Here is a 22502-nt window from a genome sequence, read left to right as displayed (position 1 = left end):
TACGGGGTTTTTCGACAGGACAGGGATGTCCTGTCGAAAAACCCCGTAACCCGCCCGCGCACCCGAAGGGCGCGCCATCGGGGTGGCCTTTCTCTTGGTTACTTCTCTTTGGCCACGCAAAGAGAAGTGACCCGCTGCCCGGCAGGGCAGCGGAAGCCCGCCGCAGGCGAGCCAGGTCGCCGCACCGTCAAAAAGAGCGAAAGGCACTGGATGACCAGCCTTCGGCTGTTGTGAAGCGCTTCCAGCTTCCGCTGGGATGACGGCGAGGGATAGACACGTCACCGCAAGCACCCGCCCCTCACCCCAACCCTCTCCCCGCAGGGGAGAGGGAGCTTAGCGGGCACCCCCATAAGGGACGCTAAAAGTGATGATCAGCCAGAAATCGCCAACCGCTCCGACTGATACAACCGCGCCGTCACCAACACCCCAAGCACCGCCGCCACCAGACTACCCACCAAACACAAACCCACCTGCTCCCCGGTGACACCGTCACCGCGCAACAGCTGCATGATGCCCAGGTGCTGCCCCAACAGCGGCACCGCATACATCCAATCCTGCGATTTGATCGGCATGGTGGAGAGCAAAATACTCGGCAGCACCGGCACAAACATCAGCAGCGAGAGGTAGGTCTGCGCTTCGCGATAGCTCTTGGCAAACGCCGCCACCATCGACTGCAGCGCAGCCAGCAATACGATCAACGGCACCATCAGCACCAGCACCTGAGCGCCGAAGCGCGCGCCAAGATCCAGCTCCATGCCGAGCTTCTCAGTGGGAATGAAACGACCCACCACGGCAAAGGCAAGCAGGCTGATCAGCAGACTCGCCGCGGAGAACGTACAGATCGCCGCCAGCTTGCCCGCCAGAATGCGCCAGCGTGGCACGGGGTTGGCAAACAAGGGCTCAAGCGACTGACGTTCACGCTCGCCCGCTGTCAGATCGATCGCCAGATACATGCCACCCATGAACACCGTGAGCACGAAAAAGTACGGCAGGATGGAGAACACCAGCGCCGCGCGCGCCTGCGCTGTAGCCTGATCCCGCCTGGCAGCGACTACCGGCCACGCCGTGCCGGGCGACAGGCCTCGCGCTACCAGACGCATCGCACCCTGTTGCCGCGCATAGGTCTCCACCAGTTGCGTTACGCGCTCGACGGCGGCATTGGCGTCACGTTGCGACGAGTCGTAGATCAACTCCACTTGCACCGGCTCGCCCTTGCGCCACGCAGTGGCGTAATCGGGAGAGATGCGTACCACCACGTCGGCGTCCTGCTTGCGCACGGCGAGTTCCGGATTGGAAATGGCATCGGTGGGCACGATGCCGCCAGCCTTCAGTGATGCGATCAGGTTAGGTGCGTACTGCCCGCCGATCACTGGCACTGGCAACGGCTTTTCGGCTTTGTCGAACTGACGATTGAGCGTGATGTTGAGCATCATCACCAGAATGATGGGACCGAGCAGCGGTCCGGTGAGAAACGCACTGGTGAGCGTGCGCCGATCGCGCAGGTTTTCCTTCACTTCCTTGAGAAATACGGTGAGGAAGGCACGCGTGCGACCGACCTTTGTCAGGGTGCTCATATTCATGCGGCAAGACCCTCTTCGCTGCCGATGATTTTCACAAAGGCGTCTTCCAGATTGGCTTCACCAGTTTGCGCGCGGAGTGCGGCCGGCGATTCGTCGGCCACCACGCGACCGTTGGCGATCACCACGATACGATCGCACAGCGCGGCGACCTCTTGCATGATGTGGCTGGAGAACAGCACGCATCGGCCTTCGGCCTTTAGTTGTTGCATGAACTGGCGCAACGCACGGGTGGCCATCACGTCCAGACCGTTGGTTGGCTCATCGAGAATGACGTTGCGCGGATCATGGATCAGCGCCCGGGCAATGGCGGTCTTGACCCGCTGCCCCTGCGAGAAACCTTCGGTGCGGCGGTCGCCGATGTCTTCCATATCCAGCGCTTTCACCAGCGCTTCGCGGCGGCGTGCCATCAGGTCCTCCGGCAGGCCATGCAGGCGGGCAAAGTAGTCGATGTTTTCGCGGGCAGTGAGGCGCTTGTAGAGTCCGCGTGCATCAGGCAGCACGCCCAGCTGCCGGCGCACGGCGAGTGCGTCGTCTGCGGCATCGATGCCATCCACCATGACCTGCCCGCGGTCGGGCTTCATCAGGGTGTAGAGCATGCGCAAGGTGGTTGTCTTGCCGGCGCCATTGGGGCCGAGCAGGCCGGTGATTTCACCGTCGCGTGCGGTGAAGCTCACGCCGTCGACGGCTTTCACAGAGCCGAACGCCTTGTGCAAATCCTTTACTTCGATCATGGCGTGGCTCCATTGAAGTCGATGAACATCGGCGTGGACTGCAGTCGATCCAGGCAGGTGACGTCCAATGCCTTGGGCTTCAGTTCCTCGATGAAGTGCTTGACGATCTGGGGCGTGCAGCCGGCATTGATGACGTTGTGCCCTTGCCTGGTAAGCACGAGATGGCGCGACTGTGGCAGGTGCTTTGCCACTTCGTCGCCGTAGCGCGGTGGCGTCACCGGGTCGTACTGACCGGAAAGCAGCAGCGCGGGCGTGTCGGTTTTCAGTGGCTGATGGAAGTCGGCGGGACGCGCGCCCCTGGGCCAGGCGGCGCAAACGGTTCGCAGCGTATCAATCATGCGCGTGCCGAGAATGGTGTGCGCATCTTCCGGGCGTGATGACAGCAGGTCGGCGTCCTCACTGCAGATCACCGAAAGCTGCATGCCGCCGTTCATAGTGTCGGACAGATCGCCCGACAACAGCTTGGCCTGACCAAGCAACGGCCCCACGTCGCCATGCGCCGCCGCGTCAATGGACAACGGCAGCAAGGCGGCGGTAAGCGGCGTATAGGCAAACATGCGGACCACACTGGCCAGCGAATACTCGTTCAACTCGCGCTGCACGCTCTGGTAGGTCTGCGGATCGCGGAAGCTCACCTTGTGCGGATTGGCTCGCAGCGCGTCGCGCAATTGGTAAAGCGTCTGATAGGGATCGTTGAAGCGCTTGCGGCAATCGTCGTTGCCACTGCATCGCGCAAACTGCGCCTTCAGCGCGTCGTCGAGATTCCGCGCGAAGTCCTGACCGAGCGCCAGCTCGTTGGGCACCACGCCATCGAGCACCATGCTGCGCACGGCCTGCGGATAGCGCATGGCGTACTGCTGCGCCATGCGCGTGCCGTAGGAAACGCCGACCAGGTCGAAGGTGGGCGAGCCCAGCGCCTTGCGCACTTCTTCCAGATCCTGCGCGGCGATGGTGGTGGTGTAGTAGCGCGGGTCCGCCTTGCTTGCGAGCTGCCTCAGGCAGCGCTCGGTTTCTGCGCGTTGCCGGTCTGGGTGGGCGTCCGTATCGTCCGCACCACTTTCCACGCCTTCGTTGTCGTCATGGCAGGTGAGCGGGTTGGAACCACCAGTTCCACGTTGATCGAGAAGCACCACATGGCGATGCGCGGTCAGTGGTTGCAGCGCGGCCGTTACGCCCGGCCACGACTCCGTGGCGGCCTGGCCGGGGCCGCCGGCAAGCAATACGAGCATGTCCTTGCTGGCCACCTGCGCGCTGCTGCGAATCACGGCCAGCTTCAGGCCGATTTTGCGGCTGTGCGGATCGTCGCGGTTCTCCGGCACCTCGAACGGCGCACACCACGCGGCGGTCGACAGCCCGCTGTTGGGCTGGCCCAGTTCGCAGGGCGTCAGCGTGAGTGAGCCGAGTCGCCAGGTTTGCGTTGTGCCTGCTGCAGCTTGCGATGACCCGGCAGCGGCTACGGCAGCAGCGCTGCCTTCCGGCGCGGCCATGGCCGCATGCGGATGCCAGTGCGTGCCGCCTAGTATCGCCAGTCCCAGCGCTACGGTGCCTATTCGTCCCTTGATTGCCATGACTTGAGCTCTCCCCTCATTCCGTTCGGGTGGTACAGGTTTGGCCGGACATTAGGGGCCCGGCTCAAAAATCGATTCGATGGAAAGGCCAAACAATCGCGCGATCTTGAACGCCAGCGGCAGACTGGGATCGTATTTGCCCGTTTCGATGGCGTTGACCGTCTGGCGTGACACATCCAGCCGCTCAGCGAGGTCGGCCTGCGACCAGCCATGGTCACTGCGAAGTTCGCGGATGCGGTTGTTCATTGGCAGCGGTTGCGCCAGAGCATGCCGCAGTGGGCGAGGCCATACGACAAGCACAGCGCCGGGTACACCAACAGCATCGCCAGCGCGCCGTCGATCGTCAGCACATGGGCCGCACCGAGGAAGCCAAACGTCATGCTGACTACGCTCACGATCGCGACGCCGATAGCCAGCGCCTCCATATGCTGGCGACGCTCAAGCTCATCGCTGCCCAGTACATAGCGAATGGAGACGAGCACGGCCCAGGCCACCGGCAGCACGGGCGACAAGGCCGTGATCACCTTGAGCCAACCGGGTTCCATGGTTCGATGCAGCGGCCATACGTAAAGCATGACCAGCATGTAGACGAGCATGGCCGGCATGAATTCGCGGGCGTAGCGGTGGTCGATCTGGCGGCTGCGCTCGCGCATCACCGCGCGATTGATGTGGATCATCAGCGGCACCGAACCCGCAAAGACGAGCAGCCCTATCACGCGCAGAGCCAGGTTGCCCTTCACCATCAACCAGACGCCGCCGATCATCAGCGTGAAGTTGAGCAGCATGACCAGCCAGCGGGCCCAGCGGGGCCAGGTGTACATCGGGGCGCGGTACCAGCCCGCGTTTCGCACCGGCATGTTCATGGCTGCCCACCCTTGCTCTCGACGTATCGCATGGCCTTCCTCCCTGGACCGCATGTCAAGTCAACTTGACACAGGTTAAGGGGTGGCAATTCGCGATGTCAAGCGTGCTTTACACAAGAGGCGGATATCGGCCTTTGGCGTAGGAACTTGAGCGCGTAAGCAATAAGACATTTCCAAAAATGTGACACAATTTGCACATTGAGCCGGTCTTGGGGCCCGATGTGACGCGGTCCGGCTTACAAAAATCGTCACCCCCTCTTAACACCCAGTTCTCGAAATGCTCACGGCGAGGCCATTTCCATGGCCCCGTCCGCGTTGGCACGGGGGTTGCTTAGGGCGGGGTAAGCGATCTGGTTTCCGGCCGACAGGGGCTAGGGCCAGAAGCCAACAGCGCAATCGGAAGGCGGTGTATCTCGTTGTCCGGAGGCGCATAACTCGTTGTTTTCAATACTTACGCCTAGTCAAAGGACATCGTATGAAGAAAGTTATGCTTACCGCCCTGGCCGCCCTGTTTGGCGGCGCCGTTCTGGCTCCGATGGCGGCCACGGCCTCCGACGGACAGATCACCTTCAGCGGCAACGTCAACGCCAGCACCTGCACCATCGCTTCGAGCGCCAACGGCACCACCGGTACCGCCAACTTCGCCGTTGCGCTGCCGACCGTCTCCAAGGCCTCGCTGGGTGCCGCCGCTGGCGTCACCGCCGGGACGACCCCGTTCAGCCTGAGCCTGACCAACTGCCCGGCCGGCACCAACACGGTTGCGGCCAACTTCGACGCCAGCGCCGCCATCAACACCAATGGCCGTCTGAACAACACCAACAGCGGCGCGGGTGCAGCCACCGGCGTTGACCTGCAGGTGCTGAACAACAGCCAGGCCGCGATCAACCTGAACACCCAGGCCAACGCCACCACGGCGGCGGTCACCGGCGGCAACGCGACGCTGAACTATTTCGTCCAGTACTACAACAACGGCGGCACGCTCGGTGCCGGTACGGTTGCCAGTGCTGTGAACTACAGCATCACGTACAAGTAAGCACCGGACGCCCCGTGGCCGCCATGGCCACGGGGCTCTTCCCCCCGTTGACCTGATCGGACTTCCCTTGATGAAACGCCTCTTCCGCGCCATGGGCACGGGACTGCTGGCTTATTGCCTGGTTCTGTCTTCCGCGCATGCCAACGTCATCATTGCCGGTACGCGCGTGGTGTTCCCCGCCAGCGACGGCGAAGTCACGCTGCGCCTCACCAACGACAACAACGCGCCAGCGCTCATCGAGGCCTGGGTCGATGCCGGCGACGAACATTCCACGCCGGACAAGGTCAACACGCCGTTCCTGATTACCCCGCCGCTGTTCCGCATGGAGCCGCACCGGGACCAGAGCCTGCGCATCATCTTCACGCCGGGCAAGCAGACGATGCCCGCCGATCGCGAATCGTTGTTCTGGCTCAACGTGCTGGAAATTCCGCCGAAGCCGTCAGGCCAGGAATTTGCCGGAAAGAATTATCTGCAGCTCGCCATTCGTTCGCGCCTGAAGCTGTTCTATCGCCCGCCTGGCCTGGCTGGTGATGCGCAGAAGGCCGGCAGCGCGCTGACGTTCAAGGCCACCGCTTCGGCGCTGGTCGTGCACAACCCCACGCCGTACTACGTCACCATCAGCGCGCTCACTGTGGGCAGCGATGGTCAGTCGTTTACATCCGAGGGCGGCATGGTCGCTCCCCTCGCCGACCTGCGCCTGGAACTGGCCAACATGAAGCACGCGCCAGCCCCGGGCACGGTCGTGCAGTACGAGACCATCAATGACTACGGCGCCGCGACGTCGCTCAAGAGCGCGATTGTTCCGTGATGTTTTCACGCGCCACCACGAATCGCCTGTCCAGGCAGGTGGTGCGTCGGCGCGTGCTTTGGTGCGCGACCATTGCGGCACTTCTTGGCCCTTACCCGGCACTGTCCTTCGCTGCAGCCGCTGCCAGCGGCGCTGATGCCTCGGCCAATGGCGGCTACGCGGACTTTGACCGCAACCTGCTTTCGGGCGCCGGCCAGAACACGACGACGGATCTGTCGCGCTTCGAGCACGGTAACCCGGTGCTGGCAGGTACATACAACACCGACGTCAAGCTCAACGGCGCATGGATTGCCCGCACCGACGTGCGTTTCGTGGCCCCCTCGCCCAACGACAACGCCGCACCTTGTATCACTGCCGAGCTATTCCGGCAGACCGGGCTGCGTGCGGCATCGCCATCCGAAGAGCTGCAGGCCAGGCTGAAAGATCCGGCCGCCTGCGTGGCTATCGGCGACCTGATTCCCGGCGCGACCACATCGTTCGACATGGGCGAGCTGCGGCTGGATATCAGCGTGCCGCAGGCCTATGTGGGGCGCACGCCTCGCGGTTACGTCGATCCGCAATACTGGGATACCGGCGTGCCGGCCGCCCGACTCAACTACAACTTCAACAGTTACCGCAGCACCAGCCAGGGTCAGAGCCAGACGTCGTCGTATCTGGGCCTGAATGCCGGCGTGAATATCGGCGCATGGCACTTCCGCCACGATTCAACGCTCAACTGGCTATCGGCTACAGCGGCCACGTCATCGCAGCGCCACTGGCAGAACATCGATACCTATGTGCAGCGCGACCTGCCCTCGCTGCGCGCGCAGCTGACCGTCGGCGACAGCTTTACCGATGGCTCGGTGTTCGACAGTTTCGGCGTGCGCGGCGTGCAACTCGCCACCGACGATCGCATGCTGCCGGAATCGGTTCGCGGTTATGCGCCCGTGGTGCGCGGCGTGGCCGACACCAACGCACTGATCACCGTGCGCCAGAACGGCGCGCAGATCTATCAGACGACCGTGGCGCCGGGGCCGTTCGTCATCAAGGACATCTATCCGACCGGCTACGGCGGCAATCTGGACGTCACCGTGACGGAAGCCGATGGCCGCGTGCGTACGTTTAGCGTGCCGTATGCCTCAGTGGCACAACTGCTGCGTCCGGGCACGCTGCGCTTTGGCATGGCGGCGGGACAACTCCGCAATCAGACCCTCCAGCACCGGCCGAACGTGGTGCAGGCCACGGCGCAGTACGGTTTCAGCAATCTGATCACCGGTTACGCGGGCTTGCAGGGCGCGCAGGACTACGCATCGATACTCGCCGGCGCCGCCGTGAATACGCCGCTCGGCGCATTCGCTGCGGATGTCACGCATGCGCGCACGGAGATTCCCGGGTACGCCACGCAGTCTGGCCAGAGCGTGCGCCTGAGCTACAGCAAGATTCTTCCGCAATCGGGCACGTCGCTGTCAGTGGCAGCGTATCGCTACTCGACCAGCGGATTCCTGAGCCTGAGCGATGCGGCCGTGGTTCGCGATTACGCACTGCGCGGACTCAACGCGTTCACCGAGTACAGCACGTCGACGCCGACGCTGGTCAATGGCGTGCCACTGCAGACGGTGCTGACGCCGGGCCAGCAAGCCACGCTGGCAGGCACCACCTACAACCCCTCGCTCGCCGTCGTCGGCCTGCAACGCCAGCGCAACCGCTTCAGCCTGACGCTCAACCAGCAGCTGGGCGAGCATGGCGGCACGCTCTACGCGAATGGTTCGGTCAGCGACTACTGGAATCGCAACGGCACCGACACGCAATTCCAGGTGGGTTACAACGGCGCTGTCCGCAGCGTCAGCTACACGCTGTCTGCGACGCGCACGCGTGATCCGCTGGGTCGCTATGACAACGAGTACGGCCTGACCGTGCAGATCCCGCTGGGCGAGAGCGTGCACGCACCGAGCCTCAACCTCACGTTCAATCACAATGCCATCAGCGGCAACCAGGAGCAGGCGATGCTCGCTGGATCGGCCGGCAGCGAAGATCAGTACAACTACACCGCGATGGCGTCGCACAACGAAAATGGTGGCACCGCAGGCAGCGTCAGCGGCGGCTACCGCGCGCCGTTTGCGACGTTCAACGCCAGCGTCGGCAAGGGCAGCGGCTATTCGCAGACCTCAGTGGGCATGAGCGGCGGCGTGGTGGTGCACGCGGGCGGCATCACCTTCGGTCAACCGCTGGGCGATACGGTGGGCGTGATCTACGCGCCGGGCGCCGATGGCGCACGCGTCAGCAGCTCCATCGGCGCGCATGTGAATGCCTCCGGTTACGCGCTGGTGCCGTACCTCTCGCCGTATCTGCTCAACACCATCGAGCTCGACCCGAAGGGTTTGCCGCTGGATGTGCAGCTCGACGCCACCAGCGCGCAGGTCGCTCCGCACGCAGGTGCCGTGGTCATGCTCAAGTTCAAGACCAAGACCGGCCGCACGCTGGTAGCCAACATTCACCAGCCCGACGGCACACCCGTGCCGTTTGGCACCGAAGTGCTCGACGAAAAGGGCACGTCACTTGGCATGGTCGGCCAGGGCGGCCAGGCGCTGATTCGCGTTGCTGCCAACGCCGGCGAGCTCACGGCGCGCTGGCAGGATGACGGCGGCATGTCGCAAGCCTGCTCGTTCACCTATCAACTTGCGGCGCCGGACAAGAACCAGGCACTCGCAAAATACGCAGCCATCGACGCCGTGTGCACCGCACCGCGTGCCGTGGCCCAGACAATGAGGAATCACCCGTGATGCCATCCCGACGGAGGACTGCACGTCCCATGCGCTGGCTCGCCCTGCTCGGATGCCTCGTGCTGTCAACAGTGTGGGCACCGGGCGCGCTGGCGGCCGTGTCGTGCTCAGGGCCAAGCACCCTGCCGATTACTCTGCCCAGCGTCACGGTCTCCAGCAACACGCCGCAGGGCGCACCGTTGGGGCCGCCGACGCAGGTCACCGCCACGTTCACCTGCACAGGTCTGCCCTACGACTCGTCGACCTTTGGTCAGACGGTCACCTTCCAGGCCGGCGATCTGGCCGCCATTGACACGGCCAACGATCCGCCAACTGGCGGCGGCATCATGTTCAGTACCAGCAAGAGCGGTGTCTCGTTGCAACTTACGGCGACACCGGTGCAGGCCTCGGACAACGCCTGTCTGCGCTGCGGCCCCGGTTCTACGCGTGGCTGGGAAGCGGCGACCATCACTTATCCCAACAGCAGCGTCACCGTCACGTTGACCGCCCAGTTGATCAAGACTGGCACGACGGTCAGCGCGGGCACAGTGCCCAAGATCAACCAGCTGCTGCGCTTCTATTGGTACATCTACGGCATCACCGCCAGCGTGGGGCCCATCACCACCGTTTCCGTGAACTCGACGTCGATTACATCGGCGGCCTGTTCGCTCAACATCGGCAATCAGAACGTGCTGGCGGTAACGCTGCCGACCATCTCGACCAACGCGTTGCGCGGCACCGGAAGCGTGGCGGGAACGACGCCGTTCAACCTCACCTATCAGTGCTCGACAGGCGCCAAGCTCTCGATGAGCATGAGCTCTTCCACGACGTGGTCGAGCACCCTTGGTGTGCTTTCGTCGAGCGCCGCCTGCCCCAGCAGTTCACAGACGCCAGCGAAAAACGTCGGCGTGCAGGTGCTTCAGAGCGACTACACCCCGATGTCGTTCTCGCAGGCGCAGTCGCTGGGCAATTCGCCCGATGGCACGCTGACCATTCCGTACTATGCCCAGTACTACCAGACAGCCACGCCGGTGAGCGCGGGGCCCGTCTGTGCGACGGCGACCTTCACCATGTCCTACAAATAGAGCCCGTTGGCTTTAGTCGTACGCGCGCACGATCAGACGAGCGTTTTCGGCGCCAGCATAGTTGACGAGATAAGCGAGAAGCCGGTCCTGCATCAGCACTTCGCCCTCAAGCGGAACCACGCTTTGCCGATAAAACGAAGAGGGCGGTGCGGTTCCCACCTCGCCGCAGCTGCTTCTCGACGAACCCATACCCGGCACGCCGCCCGCTGACAGCTCGCACGTCGATGTCACGATCTGACCTGAAAAGGTTATGCGGCCACCTTCTGCGTGCGCCAACGGCCCACCGAGCGCCAAGGCGACTACGCAACAACCCGTCCAGGTCCAGCGAATCCAGCCCTTCATAAGTGCCCCTTCCCGCACCCCCTACGGAAAAAGGGGTACCTGATGGGATCTATCGGCGTGAGTCCCCGAGGCTTGATATCGGAACGCCGGGCACGTCTCGGCCATGTGAACCAGATCACATTTTCATGTGAGCCGAATCACACTTTCGGCCGCCTGCGGGCGGGAAAGGGCTGTTCTGGAAAGAAAAGGCGGGGCTGGGCTGCCGGGTTAGCGGCCCAGACGGGCGGAACTTAAGTGGTGCGTTCGGGCCGCGTTAAGCCAGCGGCCCCAGGTCGTTTAACGCGAGGAGATGTACTTCTCGCGGCGGATATGCGCCACCGGCAGGCCGAATTCCTTGAAGGCCGCGAAAGCGGCGTCGACCATGTTGGGGTTGCCGCACAGGTAGGCGATATCGCGCTCGGCGCTCGGGGCCAGCTCGGCCAGCACGTTCTGCACGTGGCCCTGGCGGTCGCTCGGGCGCGGCCTGGCACGGGGCTGGCGGCTCAGGCAGCCATGGAAGCTGAAGCCCGGATGGGCCTGTGCGAACGCTTCGAACTCCTCGCCGTAGAGCAATTCCACTTCGTTGCGCGCGCCATACAGCAGCACCACTTCGCGACCCTGCTTCACCAGTTCAGCAATCTGCGGAAGCATGGCGCGATACGGCGTGACGCCCGTACCGGTGGCCAACAGCAGGTAACGCTTGTTGGTGTCGCCCGCCTGCAGGCAGAACCGGCCGTAGGGGCCGCTGGCGCTGATCTCACCGCCGATGGGCAGCTCACTCAACAACTTGGTGGCGGCACCGCCTTCCACATAGCTCACCGCGATTTCGATGCGCTGCACCGGCGAGGTGCCGTCACCGACCGTGCCCACCGAATAACTGCGCTTGGTGGCCGTGCCATCGTCGTAGTGGAAGTGGATCTGCAGGAACTGCCCCGGCACAAAGGCCAGCGGCTGTCCGTCTGCGCGCTCGAACGCCAGGTGCCGCACGGTGGGCGCCAGCATGGTGCTGTCGACGAGACGGAGCTGAAAGTGGTCTGCCATGGGTATTCCGGGAGAAACAGTGTGGCCGCCACATCGGAACGGACGGGCTGGGCAAGCCACGTATAATAAGGGGCTAGCCCCTCCGGTGCAGCCCATGTCCCCAAGTCCCACTCCCGCGCTGGTCGTCGATAACCTGCGCAAGACCTATAGCAACGGCGTCGAAGCTCTCAAAGGCATCAGTCTCACGGTCCAGCCCGGCGACTTTTTCGCCCTGCTCGGCCCCAACGGCGCTGGCAAATCCACCCTCATCGGCATTCTCTCCTCGCTGGTGAACGCCACCAGCGGCGATGCGCAGGTCTTTGGCGTATCGGTGAACAAACAGCGCGGCAAGGCCATGCAGCTTATTGGCCTGGTGCCGCAGGAAATCAACTTCAACCAGTTCGAAAAGCCGTTCGACATCTGCGTGAATGAGGCCGGTTTCTACGGCATTCCGCGGAAGATCGCCGCCGAACGCGCCGAGAAGTACCTCAAAGAGCTGCGTCTGTGGGATAAGGCGCAGCATCAGGCCCGTATGCTCTCCGGCGGTATGAAGCGTCGTCTCATGATCGCCCGCGCCATGATGAACGAGCCGAAGTTGCTCATTCTCGATGAGCCCACCGCTGGCGTGGATATCGAAATCCGCCGCTCCATGTGGCAGTTCGTCAGCGGCATCAATGCCGCCGGCACCACGGTGATCCTCACTACGCATTACCTGGAAGAAGCCGAACAGCTCTGCCGCAACATCGCCATCATCGACCACGGCACCATCGTGGAAAACACGTCGATGAAGCGCCTGCTGGCCACGCTGGACGTGGAAACCTTTGTGCTGGACATCGCCCACGTGCCCGCCGAACTCCCTGTGATTCCCGGCATCACGCTGCGCCGCCTCGACGAGCACACCCTTGAAGTGGAAATGTCGCGCTCACACGACCTCAATTCGCTGTTCGCCAGCCTGAGCGAGCGCGGCATGACGGTGACCTCGATGCGCAACAAGACCAACCGCCTGGAGGAATTGTTCGTGCGTCTGGTGGAAAACGGCCGTAGCACCAAGGAAAACGTGGAGAAGGTGGCATGAACAGCACCGCCAATATCGTCGCGCTGAACACCATTGTCCGGCGCGAAATCGTGCGCATCATGCGCATCTGGACGCAGACGCTGATTCCGCCTGCGATCACGATGACGCTGTACTTCGTGATCTTCGGCAAGCTGATCGGCAGCCGCATCGGCCAGATGCATGGCTTCACCTACATGCAGTACATCGTGCCGGGCCTGGTGATGATGAGCATCATCACCAACAGCTACGGCAACATCTCCAGCTCGTTTTTCGGTGCCAAGTTCAGCCGTGCCGTGGAAGAAATGCTGGTGTCGCCAATGCCCAACTGGGTGATTCTGCTCGGCTACGTGACCGGTGCCGTAACCCGCGGTCTGGTGGTCGGTGCGCTGGTGCTGTTGATCGCCTTGTTCTTCACCGACCTGCATGTAGCGCACCCGGTCATCACCTTCCTGTCGGTGCTGATGGGCGCCACCGTGTTCTCGCTGGCCGGCTTCGTCAACGCGATATTCGCCAAGAAGTTCGACGACATCGCCCTGGTCCCCACCTTCGTGCTCACCCCGCTGACCTACCTCGGCGGCGTGTTCTACTCGGTGGACCTGCTGGGTGAACCGTGGCGCAGCATCTCGATGATCAACCCGATTCTGTACATGGTGAACGCGTTCCGCTTCGGCGTGCTTGGCGTGAGCGATGTGAATATCGGCGTGGCGTTTGCGGTGATGCTGGCCTTCGTGATTGGCCTTACCGCCGTGGCGCTGAACCTGCTCAAGCGCGGCATCGGGCTACGCTCTTAAAGGCAGAAAACAGGGAAGATAAGTGAGAAACGAGAGGAAAGCTCTCTCTCACTACTCACTCCTCTCCACTCACTCTTAGCTCTTCCATGCGTGTAAACAAATACATCAGCGAAGCCGGCATCTGCTCCCGCCGCGAGGCGGACGAGCTGCTGCTGGCCGGCCGCGTCACCATCAATGGCGAAGTCGTCACCACCGGCGCCAAAGCGCTGGAGGGTGACGAGGTGCGCGTAGACGGCGAGATCGTCAAGGCGCGCATCCTGGCCGCCACGCCATCGGCGAAGCGCGCGGTCTATATCGCGCTCAACAAGCCGGTGGGCGTGACCTGCACCACCGACCAGACGGTGAAGGACAACATCGTCGACTTTGTCGACCACCAGCAACGCGTCTTTCCCATCGGGCGCCTGGACAAGGATTCCGAAGGGCTGATTCTGCTGACCAGCAACGGCGATATCGTCAACGAGATTCTGCGCACGGAGAACAACCACGAGAAGGAATATCTCGTGGCGGTGAACAAGGCCGTTACCGACGAGTTTCTCGCGGGCATGGCGCGTGGCGTGCGCATTCACGGGCAGATGACCAAGCCGTGCAAGGTGCGCAAGATCGCCAAGTTTGGCTTCGCGATCATTCTTACGCAGGGTCTGAACCGGCAGATTCGTTTGATGGCGGCAGCGTTTGGTTATCGCGTGACGCAGTTGCGGCGCGTGCGCGTCGTCAATGTGAAGTTGGGGCATCTGAAGCCCGGCCAGTGGCGCAATCTCACCGACGCAGAACTGAAGGGCCTGCTGCCCAACCGCACGCAGTGGTAGTGCGCTTTGGCGCTACACCACACTTCTCCCTCTCCCCTCCGGGGAGAGGGCTGGGGTGAGGGGCCAATCTTGCGACACCCTCTTCAGGATTTTCGCGATCAACGGCAAAACGTGCTGCAGCGCGCCACTTACGCCGACTCGCATTCATTGAAACGCTACGTTTGAAGCGACAACGGGCCACCGATCCAATAACGCACCTGCACAAATCGCCACAAAACCACCCACCGCTCGACATCACCTCCCCTCTGGTGCATACGTATTCACTTCGAACAACCGGCACCGCCAGCGCAGAATCGCCGGACTCTGGATTGGGGAGAGGCAATGAATCTGAATTCCACATCGGCGCCGAAGAACGCCGTCGACGACCTTGGGCAACACGCTACAGCGCGTGTCGTGCTGATCGCCGCCGCCGCCGCACTGGGCGGTTTCCTGTTCGGTTTCGACACCGCGGTGATCAACGGCGCGGTCGATGCCGTACGCGGCAACTTTGGTCTCGACGCGGGCCGAATCGGCTTTGCCGTGTCGTGCGCGCTGCTCGGCTCGGCGGTAGGCGCCTGGTATGCCGGCCCGTTGGCGGATCGTCTGGGCCGCGTACGCAGCATGCAAGTGGCGGCGCTGTTTCTGGCCGCGAGCGCACTGGGCGCGGGCCTCGTCAGCAGCGTGGGCAGCCTGATCTTCTGGCGCCTGATCGGTGGCGTGGGCGTGGGTATGGCGTCGGTGATCGCACCGACCTACATCGCCGAAGTATCGCCTGCACAGGTGCGCGGACGGCTGGGCTCATTGCAACAGCTCGCTATCGTGCTCGGTATTTTCGCGGCGCTGCTGAGTGACGCATGGCTGGCCGGTTCTGCCGGCGGCGCTTCGCAGCCGCTGTGGCTCGGGCTGGCCGCATGGCGCTGGATGTTTCTCGTCGCCGTGGTGCCTGCGCTGATCTATGGCTCGCTGGTGCTGGGCGTCCCCGAATCGCCGCGCCATCTGGTGGCCAAGGGCCGCCTGCCTGAAGCACGTGAAGTGCTGCGCAAGGTGCTCGATATCCACAACGAAGCAGCACTGGACACCAAACTGCAGGACATCGAGCAAAGCCTGCGTTCCGAATACCGCCCGCGCCTGCGTGATTTGCGCGGCCCGCGCCTGGGGCTGTTGCCAGTGGTGTGGGTTGGCATCCTGTTGTCGGTGTTCCAGCAATTCGTGGGCATCAACGTCATCTTCTACTACTCCAACACGCTGTGGCATTCGGTGGGCTTCAGCGAGGCGGACTCGTTCTCCATCACCGTCGCCACGTCCGTGGTGAACGTGCTGGTGACGCTGGTGGCGATCGCCCTGGTTGACCGCATCGGCCGCAAGCCGCTGCTGGTGATTGGCTCGGCCGGCATGGCCGTCACACTGGGCCTGATGGCCTGGTGCTTCTCTCTGGCTACCGGCAGCGGCGAAAACCTCTCCCTGCCCACACCGTGGAACTACGTGGCGCTGGTCGCCGCCAATGCCTACGTGGTGTTCTTTGGCATGAGCTGGGGCCCGATGGTGTGGGTGCTGCTGGGCGAGATGTTCCCCAACCGCATTCGCGCTATCGCGCTGGCCGTCGCGGCCTCCGCCCAGTGGCTGGCCAACTTCGCCATCACGGCCACCTTCCCCGCGCTGGCCCAGGTGGGCCTGTCGTTCGCCTATGGCCTGTACGCGCTGTTCGCCCTGATATCGCTGGTGTTTGTGGTGATGTCGGTGCGTGAAACGAAGGGTATGGAGCTGGAAGATATGCGGGGTTGAGAGCCCTCGCTTGCATTCCGTTCGCCCGCCTCAAACCCCTGTGCCTGAACAGCGCAGGGGTTTCTTTTTTGGCGCGCTGAAGGGCTGATATCTCGGGATGCATGGATGAGCCGGATCGCAAGAATGACCCCTCACCCCGGCCCTCTCCCCGGAGGGGAGAGGGAGAAGTGGGGTATCTCGCGAAACACCGAGAGCACCAGCATGCTGCGCTTTAAGTCCTCTCCGCTGTGGCGCGTTGCGGTGTAGCCGTACCGCGTGTCGGATGGATCGTGAGGTGCCGATTGTCGAGGCCGCCAAGGCTCGTATTAAACACGACGCTACGAGCCTTTCAGGCCATTTTCTTTGGGTTACTTTTCTTTGACTCCGGGCATCCTGCCCTGCGCCCTTCGGGCCGGCTTCGCCGTTCGCACGCGCTCCTGCGCGTGCGTGGGCCAGCAAAAGAAAAGTGACTCGGCCTCCGGCAGGAGGTCGAAACGCCCGCCGCGTAGGCGGCACTCTGGCGGTATCGCCAGATCAGGTCCAAGAGCAAAGGCACTGGATCCCAGCCTTCGCTGGGATGACGGTGAGGGAAAACCAGCGCCGTCGCGAGCATCCCCCCCTCTCCCCTCTGGGGAGAGGGAGAAGTGCGGTGAATCGCGGTCCGCGACCTCAACCCCATCACATGCGATCATGGCGCATGACCGATTTCCGCACGCTCCCGCTCAAGCCCGCGCTGCTCTCCAGCGTGGAAACCCTCGGCTATACCGAAATGACCCCGGTGCAGGCGCTCAGCCTGCCACCGATGCTGGAAGGCCGCGACGTGATCGCCCAGGCCCGGACTGGCAGCGGCAAGACCGCGGCCTTCGGGCTGGGGTTGCTGCAGCACCTTTCAGTGGACACCATCCGGCTGCAGGCGCTGGTGCTGTGCCCCACGCGCGAGCTGGCCGATCAGGTCAGCAAATCCATCCGCAAGCTGGCGACGCATATTCCCAATGTGAAGGTGCTGACGCTGTGCGGCGGCATGCCGTTGGGCCCGCAGCTGGCGTCGCTCACCCACGATCCGCATATCGTGGTCGGTACGCCGGGCCGCGTGCAGGAACATCTCAAGCGCGGCAGCCTGCATGGCGGCGGTATCAAGGTGCTGGTGCTGGACGAAGCCGACCGCATGCTGGACATGGGTTTCTCTGAAGCCATCGACGACATCGTCGGACGCATCGCCAAGCACCATCAGACGCTGCTGTTCTCCGCCACTTATGCCGATGAGATCCGTCAGGTGAGCAAGCGCCTGCAGCGTGATCCGGTGGAAGTAACGGTGGAAACACCGCACGACGAAGTGACCATCGAGCAGCGCTTCCACGAGGTGGAGCCCGCACAAAAGATGGACGCGCTTGCCCAGCTGCTGGGCAAAGATCAGGTGAAGGAAGAGCAGGCCCAGCATGCACTGGTGTTCTGCAATATGCGCAAGGACGTGGATACCGTTGCCGTTGAGCTGGATAAGCGCGGTTTCACTGCACTGGCGCTGCATGGCGACATGGAGCAGCGCGATCGCGACGAAGTGCTGGTGCAGTTTGCCAACCGCAGCTGTTCCATTCTGGTCGCAACCGACGTGGCCGCACGCGGGCTCGACATTGCCTCGCTGCCGCTGGTGGTGAGCTACGACATCGCGCACGATCCGGACACCCATACGCATCGCGTCGGACGCACCGGCCGTGCAGGCGAAGATGGTCTGGCCATCACGCTGGTCACGCCACGCGAGCGTCCCAAGGCACTCAATATCGAAGAGCAGATGGGTCATGCCCTGTCCTGGCACCCGCTCAAAGTATCCCCGCCGCGCGGCAAGCAGCTGCATCTGGCGCCGATGCGAACGCTGGTGATCGATGCCGGACGGCAGGACAAGCTGCGGCCCGGCGATATTCTCGGCGCACTGACCGGCGATGCGGGCCTGGATGCCAAGCAGATCGGCAAGATCGATGTGTTCGCCACCCGCGCCTACGTCGCCATCCGCCGCGATCTGGCGAACAAGGCACTGGAACGGCTGCGTGCGGGACGCATCAAGGGGCGTAATTTCCGGGTGCGTGCGCTGCACTGATCGGTCACGTCACTGCCCCAGTGCAGGAGCGGCCCCCGAGGCCCCGACCATCGCCCCATCCCGGACGTCCAAACCGCGTAGTAAGGTGCAGGCTTCACCACTTGCCGGATGAAGCCGTGTCCCGCCGAACCCTTTGCCTCGCCGCACTGATCACCGCCTCTTTCGCCTCCGAGGCTGCCGACCTTCCGGTGGTGGTCCGCGAGCAGCCCTCACTGCAGGCGTTGTCCACGGCGCCCAGCGAGGCCGAGCTGCGTGCCACCATCGAGAAGCTGGTGAGCTTCGGTACCCGCCACACCCTGTCGGATACCAAGTCCGACACTCGCGGTATCGGCGCCGCGCGTCGCTGGGTGAAGTCTCGCTTCGAACAGATCTCCAAGGAGTGCGGCGGCTGTATCGAGGTGGTAACGCCATCGCAGGTGTTTACCGGCAAGCGCGTTCCGCAACCGACCGAAGTGATGGATGTCGTGGCGATCAAGCGCGGCAAGGGCGACCCAAAGCGGGTGATCGTGATGACGGGGCATATCGACTCGCGCGTCACCGACGTGATGAATGCCACCAGTGACGCGCCGGGCGCGAACGACGACGCCTCCGGCGTGGCCGCGCTGATGGAAGCCGCGCGCATTCTTTCCAAACAGAACAACGACGCCACCCTGGTATTTGCCGCGCTGTCCGGCGAGGAACAAGGCCTGTACGGCGGCAAGGTACTGGCCGATTACGCCACCGCCCAGGGCTGGCAGGTGCAGGCCGACCTCAACAACGACATCGTGGGCAACAGCCACGGCCAGAACGGCGTACTCGACAACACCACGGTGCGCGTCTTCTCCGAAGGCACCAAGACCAACGAGACGGCCGAGCAGGCCAAGTACCGTGCTTACCATGGCGGCGAAGTGGATTCGCCCTCGCGCAACATCGCGCGCTACATGGAGCAGATGGCAGCGACTTATATGCCCGATCTGCGCGTGCGCATGGTTTATCGCACGGACCGCTACAGCCGCGGCGGCGACCAGGTGCCGTTCCTGGAAGCCGGCTACCCCGCTGTGCGCGTCACCGAAGGCCACGAGGATTACACCCGTCAGCATCAGGACCTCCGCACCGCGGATGGCATCCACTACGGCGACACGGTCGACGGTGTGGATTTCCGCTATCTGGCCCGCGTGACCGCGCTCAACACCATCACCATGGCAGCCCTCGGCCGCGCCCCGGCGCCGCCCTCCGGCGTCACCACCGAAGGCGCACTGGCCACCGACACCACGGTGCACTGGAAGAAGGTGCCGGGAGCATCGGGCTACGTGGTGCACTGGCGCGACACGGTGGCCCCGCAATGGCAACACCGCCGCGCCGTGGGCAATGTGGATCAGGCCGTGATCAAAGACGTGGTGATCGACGACTGGTTCTTCGGCGTCTCCGCCGTATCAGCCGATGGCTACGAGAGCCCGGTGGTATTTCCGGGGGATGCCGGCAGCTTCGAACGCTCGCCGGCAGCCAAGTCGCAGTAACCAGACGGATCGGAAGTAGAGATAAGATGGCCCCGCCGCTGCGCCAAGGGGGAGCAGCGGCCGCATCGGGGGATGCGTATCAATGGACGATACCGGGGGTTCCATCATGTTTCGCACGACCTTTCTGCCAGCGCTCGGGCTGCTGGCCGCCTTTGCCCTGACCGCGCCTTCGCCAGCCGCTGCGGCCGAAGCTGGCGGCCACCGCATGACCGCGGAGGAATTTGTCAGCCAACTGCACCCCATGACGGGCAGCGTGCCCCTTCCGGGCGCGCAGGCGACGCTGACGATCGCCGACGGCTACAGCTTTCTGCCCGCTAAGGACGCGCAGCGCGTGCTTACCCAGGCGTGGGGCAATCCGCCTGACGAGAGCGTGCTTGGCATGATCATTCCAAGCACGGATGCACACTCCGTTCTGCATGAGAAGAACTGGGCGGTAGTGGTCACCTTTGTCGACGAAGGCTACGTGTCCGACGGGGACGCCGCCAAAATCGACTACAACGACATGCTCAAGGATCTGCAGAAGGCGACCCGCGAGGAAAATCCCGCGCGCCTTAAGGAAGGCTACCCCGCCATCGAACTGCTGGGCTGGGCCGAGCCACCCCATTACGACGCCGCTTCGCACAAGCTGTACTGGGCACGCGACCTCCAGTTCAAGAAGGCCGACGGCTCCGACAACGGCCACACGCTGAACTACGCCATTCGCGTGCTGGGCCGCAAAGGTTATCTCTCGCTCAACGCCATCGCGCCGATCGATCAGCTCGCTCAGGTGCGGGCCGACATGCCGACCGTGGTCGAGATGGCCGAATTCGACACCGGCGAGCGTTACGCCGACTACAACGCCTCGACGGACAAGACGGCCGCCTACGGCATTGCCGCGCTCGTGGCGGGCGGCATTGCGGCCAAGGCCGGCCTGTTCGCCAAACTCGGCGTGATGTTGCTGGCGTTCAAGAAATTCATTCTGCTGGGCGTCGCAGCAGTGACCGGCGCCATCGGCAAGTTGTTCAAACGCAAACAGGCCTGATGACTCGAGTACCGTGCGGCTCGGTGATGCGGGCTGCGCGGTGTGACATGGCCAACGTGGGGTTCACTTCGACAGGGGGAGAGAACGTTCCATGACGTACGCGGAGCCGCCGGTCAGGCGTAACGAACGCATCGAGCCCCGCTGGGACGGCCGCATGCCGCCGCCAGTGGCACCATCACGCAGACCACCCGCCGCGCCTCGGCCCCGTTCGCCGTACATCGTCGCGCACTGGCGCGGTGAATTCCCGATCTGGCAATCGTTCTGGGTAGGCGGCGCGCTGGTGGGTATTGCGCTGTTGATCATCGAAACGGCCTTGCTGGAATGGCTGAAGGCGCATCACCTCTCGCTGACGTCGATGCTGGTGCTCGCATCCGTCTATGCAGCGGCGCGGCTCACCATTTCGGTATGGCAGGTGGTGGGCATACTGCGTTCGGCGGCGCTCAGCGCCAGTGGCTGGGCTGTTCCGGTGAACATCCTGATGGTGCTGGCCATCCTCGGATTGGTTGGCAGCCTGCCCGCACGCATCCACGAGCTGCAGGCACTGTCGCACGGCGCCACCGCGCAGCGGCGGCTGAGCAACTTCACGCTTGTGCCCGACCCCATCGCGCACGCCATCGTCGTCAAGGGCAACGTGGGCGTGGGCTACGCCGACGCCGTCGTGGAGGCCCTCAACGCGCATCCGGACATCCATCGCCTGGTGCTCGACAGCCTGGGCGGCGATGTCGACAACGCTATGCAACTGCACGACTACCTTGCCGCCCACCCCGGCATCACCGCTGAAGTCGATCATGCCTGTGTCAGCGCCTGCACCGTGGTATTCACGGGCGCCTCTGAACGCGTCGTTTCCGTCCATGGCACGCTGGGTTTTCACCAGATGCATTCGATGATCGATTCGCGCGTGTCGAATGATTACGTGGACAACGAGCAGCAAAGATTCAAATCGATACTGACCACACTCGGCGCCTCACCCGATTTCGTTCGCCTCGCCTTTGCCAAACAGGGTGACGAGTTCTATTCACCGGATGCCACCGCACTGTTTGCCAACCACATCATTACCGGTCTTCGCATCGACGATCGCGTGTTCTCCGCAGCGCAGTGGCGAACCGAGAAATTTCTCTACGGCTTCAGCCTCAGCCCCAGCTCGCAGCCGATGGGCAAGGCACTCACGTTGATCCGCGAGCAATCGCCAGGCATCTACGACGCCTGGGTCGCACGCGACCTGCAGATCGAACAAGAGGCCAGTCGCGACCATCGCCTTGCCGACTACAACGTCTCGCTGTGGCATGCGCTGCACGCAGCGCGCGCGGCAGCCATGCATACCACCGCGGCTGATCACGTGCGCAGCTTCGCCATCGCCCGGCGCGACATGCTGATGGATATCAGCCAACAGTTTTCGGCGGATGCCTGCGGGCGTTATCTTGCCGGTCTTTCGTTCATTGGCGGCAAGCAGGCCGATGCCATCTACGAGACCAACGGGCAAAGCTATGTCGGGCTGTTGAGCGACAACGATCCAGCCCGCCGCATCGATGTCGACTGGACACTGGGCACACGCGAACTGAACCGGGTTCGCAGCCATGTCGCACAAACGGTGCCAGTGCAGCCGGGACCGGACTACCACACGCAACTGTGCCACCAACAGGTGGCGCTGCTGGATGAATTGCTGCTGCTCTCGCCTGCGGGCAGCGACATGGCGCTACGTGCGCTGTTCGCCACGCCGATGTGAGTGTATGGAGAGCCGCCGCTTCTGTCCGGCGGCTC

19 protein-coding genes are annotated in these 22502 nt (G+C 63.4%); 12 read left to right on the top strand and 7 right to left on the bottom strand.

From position 1 onward, the window contains the following. Window positions 1-371: 371 nt before the first annotated feature. From OQE56_RS19595 to OQE56_RS19575, 5 genes are read right to left on the bottom strand one after another with little or no spacing between them, the layout of a single operon-like run. Window positions 372-1574, bottom strand: coding sequence for an ABC transporter permease (locus OQE56_RS19595; RefSeq protein ID WP_267226702.1), 1203 nt, complete (start codon window positions 1572-1574; stop codon window positions 372-374). Window positions 1575-1576: 2 nt separating this feature from the next. Next, the gene (locus tag OQE56_RS19590) at window positions 1577-2311 is read right to left on the bottom strand and encodes an ABC transporter ATP-binding protein (RefSeq protein ID WP_267226696.1); all 735 of its coding nucleotides are present in this window, start codon (window positions 2309-2311) and stop codon (window positions 1577-1579) included. Then, window positions 2308-3879, bottom strand: a complete 1572-nt coding sequence (locus OQE56_RS19585) for an alpha/beta fold hydrolase (protein WP_267226694.1) — start codon at window positions 3877-3879, stop codon at window positions 2308-2310. Before OQE56_RS19585 ends, OQE56_RS19590 begins: the two co-directional genes overlap by 4 nt. A 51-nt stretch (window positions 3880-3930) precedes the next feature. Then, window positions 3931-4125 carry a helix-turn-helix transcriptional regulator gene (locus tag OQE56_RS19580; protein WP_267226692.1) on the bottom strand — a complete coding sequence of 65 codons (195 nt, stop codon included), beginning with the start codon at window positions 4123-4125 and terminating at the stop codon, window positions 3931-3933. Continuing rightward, complete coding sequence (locus tag OQE56_RS19575; protein WP_267226690.1) at window positions 4122-4742, bottom strand: hypothetical protein; 621 nt, start codon at window positions 4740-4742, stop codon at window positions 4122-4124. The genes OQE56_RS19580 and OQE56_RS19575 overlap by 4 nt, the downstream gene beginning before the upstream one ends. Window positions 4743-5217: 475 nt before the next feature. Here OQE56_RS19575 and OQE56_RS19570 point away from each other — a divergent pair, with 475 nt between their 5' ends. The 4 genes from OQE56_RS19570 to OQE56_RS19555 all read left to right on the top strand — a co-directional run bounded on the left by OQE56_RS19570 (window position 5218) and on the right by OQE56_RS19555 (window position 10406). Beyond that, the gene (locus OQE56_RS19570) at window positions 5218-5775 is read left to right on the top strand and encodes a fimbrial protein (protein ID WP_267226689.1); all 558 of its coding nucleotides are present in this window, start codon (window positions 5218-5220) and stop codon (window positions 5773-5775) included. A gap of 70 nt (window positions 5776-5845) precedes the next feature. Further along, window positions 5846-6583 carry a fimbrial biogenesis chaperone gene (locus OQE56_RS19565; RefSeq protein ID WP_267226687.1) on the top strand — a complete coding sequence of 246 codons (738 nt, stop codon included), beginning with the start codon at window positions 5846-5848 and terminating at the stop codon, window positions 6581-6583. After that, complete coding sequence (locus OQE56_RS19560) at window positions 6583-9342, top strand: fimbria/pilus outer membrane usher protein (protein ID WP_267226701.1); 2760 nt, start codon at window positions 6583-6585, stop codon at window positions 9340-9342. The genes OQE56_RS19565 and OQE56_RS19560 overlap by 1 nt, the downstream gene beginning before the upstream one ends. Window positions 9343-9371: 29 nt before the next feature. Beyond that, a complete protein-coding gene (locus tag OQE56_RS19555; RefSeq protein ID WP_267226685.1) occupies window positions 9372-10406 on the top strand; it encodes a fimbrial protein in 1035 nt (344 codons plus the stop codon). Window positions 10407-10418: 12 nt separating this feature from the next. On the opposite strand, the gene OQE56_RS19550 is transcribed toward OQE56_RS19555, so the two are convergent. Beyond that, on the bottom strand, window positions 10419-10748 hold the full coding sequence (locus tag OQE56_RS19550; RefSeq protein ID WP_267226684.1) for a hypothetical protein: 330 nt from the start codon (window positions 10746-10748) through the stop codon (window positions 10419-10421). Window positions 10749-11024: 276 nt separating this feature from the next. Then, window positions 11025-11768, bottom strand: a complete 744-nt coding sequence (locus tag OQE56_RS19545) for an FAD-binding oxidoreductase (protein WP_267226682.1) — start codon at window positions 11766-11768, stop codon at window positions 11025-11027. Window positions 11769-11862: 94 nt separating this feature from the next. Between OQE56_RS19545 and OQE56_RS19540 the strand changes: the two genes are divergently transcribed. The 8 genes from OQE56_RS19540 (at window position 11863) to OQE56_RS19505 (ending at window position 22467) form a co-directional block, all read left to right on the top strand. Continuing rightward, a complete protein-coding gene (locus tag OQE56_RS19540; protein ID WP_267226680.1) occupies window positions 11863-12822 on the top strand; it encodes an ABC transporter ATP-binding protein in 960 nt (319 codons plus the stop codon). Beyond that, window positions 12819-13592, top strand: a complete 774-nt coding sequence (locus tag OQE56_RS19535; RefSeq protein ID WP_267226679.1) for an ABC transporter permease — start codon at window positions 12819-12821, stop codon at window positions 13590-13592. Before OQE56_RS19540 ends, OQE56_RS19535 begins: the two co-directional genes overlap by 4 nt. 86 nt (window positions 13593-13678) lie before the next feature. Then, window positions 13679-14398 carry a pseudouridine synthase gene (locus tag OQE56_RS19530; protein ID WP_267226677.1) on the top strand — a complete coding sequence of 240 codons (720 nt, stop codon included), beginning with the start codon at window positions 13679-13681 and terminating at the stop codon, window positions 14396-14398. Between the two features lie 321 nt (window positions 14399-14719). Continuing rightward, window positions 14720-16159: a sugar porter family MFS transporter gene (locus OQE56_RS19525; protein WP_267226676.1), complete on the top strand. Its 1440-nt coding sequence runs from the start codon at window positions 14720-14722 to the stop codon at window positions 16157-16159. 676 nt (window positions 16160-16835) lie between these two features. Next, window positions 16836-18227: an ATP-dependent RNA helicase DbpA gene (gene dbpA / locus OQE56_RS19520; protein WP_267226674.1), complete on the top strand. Its 1392-nt coding sequence runs from the start codon at window positions 16836-16838 to the stop codon at window positions 18225-18227. A 146-nt stretch (window positions 18228-18373) separates the two neighbouring features. Continuing rightward, window positions 18374-19723: a M20/M25/M40 family metallo-hydrolase gene (locus tag OQE56_RS19515; RefSeq protein ID WP_425601650.1), complete on the top strand. Its 1350-nt coding sequence runs from the start codon at window positions 18374-18376 to the stop codon at window positions 19721-19723. A 106-nt stretch (window positions 19724-19829) separates the two neighbouring features. After that, window positions 19830-20744 carry a DUF2167 domain-containing protein gene (locus OQE56_RS19510; protein ID WP_267226671.1) on the top strand — a complete coding sequence of 305 codons (915 nt, stop codon included), beginning with the start codon at window positions 19830-19832 and terminating at the stop codon, window positions 20742-20744. Between the two features lie 91 nt (window positions 20745-20835). Beyond that, window positions 20836-22467 (top strand): Clp protease/crotonase-like domain-containing protein, encoded by a 1632-nt coding sequence (locus OQE56_RS19505; protein WP_267226669.1) that lies wholly within the window; start codon window positions 20836-20838, stop codon window positions 22465-22467. The last annotated feature ends 35 nt before the right edge of the window (window positions 22468-22502 follow it).

The organism is Dyella silvae, from assembly GCF_026421305.1.
GTDB lineage: Bacteria > Pseudomonadota > Gammaproteobacteria > Xanthomonadales > Rhodanobacteraceae > Dyella > Dyella silvae.
The sequence above is the reverse complement of the archived record's forward strand: the minus strand, read 5'-3'. Positions and strand labels throughout refer to the sequence as shown.

Bases quoted from the DNA above. Each gene is read 5' to 3' on its own strand.
- OQE56_RS19595 (WP_267226702.1), bottom strand. From the start codon at position 1,574: ATGAGCACCCTGACAAAGGTCGGTCGCACGCGTGCCTTCCTCACCGTA.
- OQE56_RS19590 (WP_267226696.1), bottom strand. From the start codon at position 2,311: ATGATCGAAGTAAAGGATTTGCACAAGGCGTTCGGCTCTGTGAAAGCC.
- OQE56_RS19585 (WP_267226694.1), bottom strand. From the start codon at position 3,879: ATGGCAATCAAGGGACGAATAGGCACCGTAGCGCTGGGACTGGCGATA.
- OQE56_RS19580 (WP_267226692.1), bottom strand. From the start codon at position 4,125: ATGAACAACCGCATCCGCGAACTTCGCAGTGACCATGGCTGGTCGCAG.
- OQE56_RS19575 (WP_267226690.1), bottom strand. From the start codon at position 4,742: ATGAACATGCCGGTGCGAAACGCGGGCTGGTACCGCGCCCCGATGTAC.
- OQE56_RS19570 (WP_267226689.1), top strand. From the start codon at position 5,218: ATGAAGAAAGTTATGCTTACCGCCCTGGCCGCCCTGTTTGGCGGCGCC.
- OQE56_RS19565 (WP_267226687.1), top strand. From the start codon at position 5,846: ATGAAACGCCTCTTCCGCGCCATGGGCACGGGACTGCTGGCTTATTGC.
- OQE56_RS19560 (WP_267226701.1), top strand. From the start codon at position 6,583: ATGTTTTCACGCGCCACCACGAATCGCCTGTCCAGGCAGGTGGTGCGT.
- OQE56_RS19555 (WP_267226685.1), top strand. From the start codon at position 9,372: ATGCGCTGGCTCGCCCTGCTCGGATGCCTCGTGCTGTCAACAGTGTGG.
- OQE56_RS19550 (WP_267226684.1), bottom strand. From the start codon at position 10,748: ATGAAGGGCTGGATTCGCTGGACCTGGACGGGTTGTTGCGTAGTCGCC.
- OQE56_RS19545 (WP_267226682.1), bottom strand. From the start codon at position 11,768: ATGGCAGACCACTTTCAGCTCCGTCTCGTCGACAGCACCATGCTGGCG.
- OQE56_RS19540 (WP_267226680.1), top strand. From the start codon at position 11,863: ATGTCCCCAAGTCCCACTCCCGCGCTGGTCGTCGATAACCTGCGCAAG.
- OQE56_RS19535 (WP_267226679.1), top strand. From the start codon at position 12,819: ATGAACAGCACCGCCAATATCGTCGCGCTGAACACCATTGTCCGGCGC.
- OQE56_RS19530 (WP_267226677.1), top strand. From the start codon at position 13,679: ATGCGTGTAAACAAATACATCAGCGAAGCCGGCATCTGCTCCCGCCGC.
- OQE56_RS19525 (WP_267226676.1), top strand. From the start codon at position 14,720: ATGAATCTGAATTCCACATCGGCGCCGAAGAACGCCGTCGACGACCTT.
- dbpA (WP_267226674.1), top strand. From the start codon at position 16,836: ATGACCGATTTCCGCACGCTCCCGCTCAAGCCCGCGCTGCTCTCCAGC.
- OQE56_RS19510 (WP_267226671.1), top strand. From the start codon at position 19,830: ATGTTTCGCACGACCTTTCTGCCAGCGCTCGGGCTGCTGGCCGCCTTT.
- OQE56_RS19505 (WP_267226669.1), top strand. From the start codon at position 20,836: ATGACGTACGCGGAGCCGCCGGTCAGGCGTAACGAACGCATCGAGCCC.